At 39.0% G+C, this 3,436-nt stretch carries 2 protein-coding genes; both read left to right on the top strand.

The annotated features are described in order from the left end of the window. Positions 1 to 2,707: 2,707 nt before the first annotated feature. A complete protein-coding gene (locus tag PSN35_RS06705; RefSeq protein ID WP_367183408.1) occupies positions 2,708 to 3,037 on the top strand; it encodes a tyrosine-type recombinase/integrase in 330 nt (109 codons plus the stop codon). 29 nt (positions 3,038 to 3,066) lie between these two features. Beyond that, the gene (locus PSN35_RS06700) at positions 3,067 to 3,348 is read left to right on the top strand and encodes a hypothetical protein (protein ID WP_300031217.1); all 282 of its coding nucleotides are present in this window, start codon (positions 3,067 to 3,069) and stop codon (positions 3,346 to 3,348) included. Positions 3,349 to 3,436: the final 88 nt, after the last annotated feature.

The following is a 3,436-nucleotide window of genomic DNA, read 5'->3' as shown; positions in this document are numbered from 1 at the left end:
CAACGACGGTGTTTCCATGGATACCTATATGACTAGGTATCCATGTGAAAATAACATGTTTACCAATAGCAACAAGGCTTTTATAAATAATATGTATTACATTTTCGTTGGATGTGTGGGTTTAAAGGTGAACAGAATCGTACAATAAACATGTTTCCACTTCCATCAGTAACAATAATAAAGTTATAAGCTATAGACCGTGGCTTCGAGCTTTTATGAATTAAACATTACAGCAAGCTTCAAAGAGGAACGATTTCAAAAACACACCTGTCACTAATTAATCATAGGCCTATCGATCACCTGCCGTGACATATTGCAGCAAGTTTCAGACTGTGACTTCCATTTGCTGCAGGGCTGACGTTGCTATTGAATCAAAGGCTTGTCGATCACCTGCCGTGACGTCACGTCTGTTGCAGCTGCTAAAGCACGTGACCTTTACTGCAATGCTCTAAGTCCCATTATAACACTACTCTGTCTTGTTATACCAATGTAAACCATGCAGAAATAATTGTATTATTTGTATATGAATTTGATAAAAGTTTTTGAATAAAATTATCTGCCCCTAGATGGTGACTTGTATATAATCCTTCCCGTTCCCATTTCCTTTGAAATGCTCATTGTGGATAAAGCTGTCAATTCCCTCATACATGAGTAGATGCATACATATATTGAGATTTTAAATAACCATAGTAACCAAACATGAATACATGATAGAAAAAATTAGGTAACAGATACAAAATAGAATAGAGACAGAGCATACATTTCCAAGTACATCACGTGGTATACCATACAATCCATTTTTAATCAAGAAAGCAAACCCAACAAATGGAATAGTAGCTCTGCCTCGAAGCTAAGAAAAATCAAATCTCTGATTCCAAGAGATTGCAACTTTATCATGTCACTTTCACTACCAAGAACATTCCGACTTACAGTCCGGATGAGTCAGTTATATCCTAATTATAGAATGCGCAATGCGAACGAAGATCAGAAATAGAAGAAAAAACTTTATCAAACCCCGTGGTAGTAAAGCAGAAACAACACACACACAAGAAGAGAAACACAGAAATAGAGATATCAAAGTACTGATAGTACGAGACATACCAATTAGGATTCCACAGTCCAGATATTGTACCAATCCAAAGCCATATAAACAAACAATTTAGATTTATTAACAAATACACCCCAACCATTGTCTCAATAGAGAGATTGAACCAATAACTAATCCTTGGGTTCTAATTATATATTTCAGAATGAGACCAACTGCAACAGAGGAATGTTGGATTTGCCACCAACAGTTTACTGACAAGCGTCAACTAAAAAAATCACCCTGCCAGCAAGTCCATACATGGTGGAAGACTATCCGTTGTTTCCATATGAGAAAAGGTTCAGTAGAGCGAATGACCTGAGGACATGCGGAAGAGAAACACCACACCGACTACACAAAACTGGAGAAAGACTTCTTTGCAGAAGGGAATGCCTACTGGATGGCCATCTATCCAGAGGACTACCGAAGAATAGTTACTAGGATAACTAAGAAGGGGAGTCGGTTGGCGGTGGAGGCCAGGAATCTGGTTCTAAGTGCCACAACATAAGGACAAGGGTCCAATGGATGTCTACTTGGGCAAGCCACCCCGGGACGAGGAAACTGGGAACACCACCCGAGAATCTTCAGTCACCTCAAAATTATCTGACTGGGCCGAAGAACCTCAAATCACTGGAAGAACCTAGGTATGAACCCGCTTGCCCATCCATCTTGAATTTGCACTCTGTGGATATGGATAAGATGATCGTGACGTTGAAGATCAACTCTACTAGAACATCCAATTGGTATGTGGCCACAGTAGACTATTAAAGATACAGAGGGATATATGTCCAGCCTAACTAGGAAGTCCAAAGCATGCAAACCAACAGACACCCGCATGAGATCGAGTGGATACACAATTATATCGGGGAAGGAGTTTTACACCCGTCGCCAAGACATCGCTAAAATAGTTGGCATACCGGAAATCTTCATCACCAAAATAAAGAAACACGAGTCCTTGGAATTCTCCACCAATTGAGAACCCAGCTAGATATGACTAGGTATCTATGTGAAAGTGACATGCTTACCAATAGCAACAAGGCTTTTTATAAGTTTCAACAATTTTTAAAATAAACGGGTTTTGAGTTTTACAACTCTCAATTGCCAAAAGGCAAGAAAGAGAAAGATGCAACGAACTTCAAAGCCAGAAGTATTGCATTAGCTTCTGCACTGCAGATCGAACTGGCAGATGGTAATCGAACAGAGTAGACCTGCTGTCCAAAAACAGCTGCCGATGCTATTCCATCCTTTGAACCATCAGTATATATGGCAGAGTATTCAGCATACCAAGTTTGATACGTCGGTTTTCAAGGGAAGGCTCGTTTGATTCAACATACAAACTCTCAACCGCAGACGTTCTGAACGCTCCAATTGAGAGTCGTAATCCTTGGTGATGGACTGTATCAAGCAACTTGATATACGACGCACGGGCTGAACCGTAAACGATGCATCCTTAATCCAATTTTGATCGAATCAACGATCTATATAAATTTAATAAAACCGTGCTATCCGCACCCCAGTCGGTACCGGACACATATTTGAAAATATTAAAAGCTTTGAGCCTCTTATTTTTAAGCATTTTAATATGGGGTGGAAAGGTAAGTTTACTATCAAAATTCATTTGAAATGTACATAAACAAACTTCATCCTTTATGCACTAGTTTATGGCAGAGACACATGGATTCGGTCAGTGAGGACGATACAGTATGGTATTGTAACTCTTGCTTAGGAGAAAAAACCATGGCAAAATTCATGAAAAAGTTGAGTGAAGGGGCTAAACGTTCCCAAATCTACACAAACCATTCCATTCGTGTAACTGGAGCATCAATATTGACAAAAAGTATGTTAAATCCATCTCAAATAATGGCAGTGACTGGACACAAATCGGTTCAGTCTCTCACTGTTTATCAGAGAACTGATACGGAAGAGATAATTGCAATGGGGAAAAAGTCTTAACTCCCCAAAATTTTGCCATACTGGCATTGTTGCCACCAGAAAAATCAAGTTTGCTTGCATTGCCGCCACCTGAAACGACTGTAAAGGAATGTACTAGTATTGTGCCGAGTATGAAAGAATGTGGTGGTTCAGCCGCTATTTCAGAATTGCAGGGTTTTAATATTTCCGATCTATTTACTGACTTTCCTTCAAATTCGTTACAAACAGAGACTAATATCTCAAATGTTCAAAATAAACCAATCCTCCCCGCCTTTTCAGGATGTACCATTGGAACAATTAAAAACGAGTATCCGCTGGTAAGAAAGGTGTAGAAGCAAGAAAGATAAAAGCTGAATTTAAAAGAAAAGAAACAGAACTTTTGAAGAAAGAAAATATTGAACTAAAACAAATAACAAGTAG

The sequence above is a fragment of the Candidatus Thioglobus sp. genome (assembly GCF_028599055.1).
In the GTDB taxonomy this organism is placed as follows: domain Bacteria; phylum Pseudomonadota; class Gammaproteobacteria; order PS1; family Pseudothioglobaceae; genus Thioglobus_A.
The sequence above is the reverse complement of the archived record's forward strand: the minus strand, read 5'-3'. Positions and strand labels throughout refer to the sequence as shown.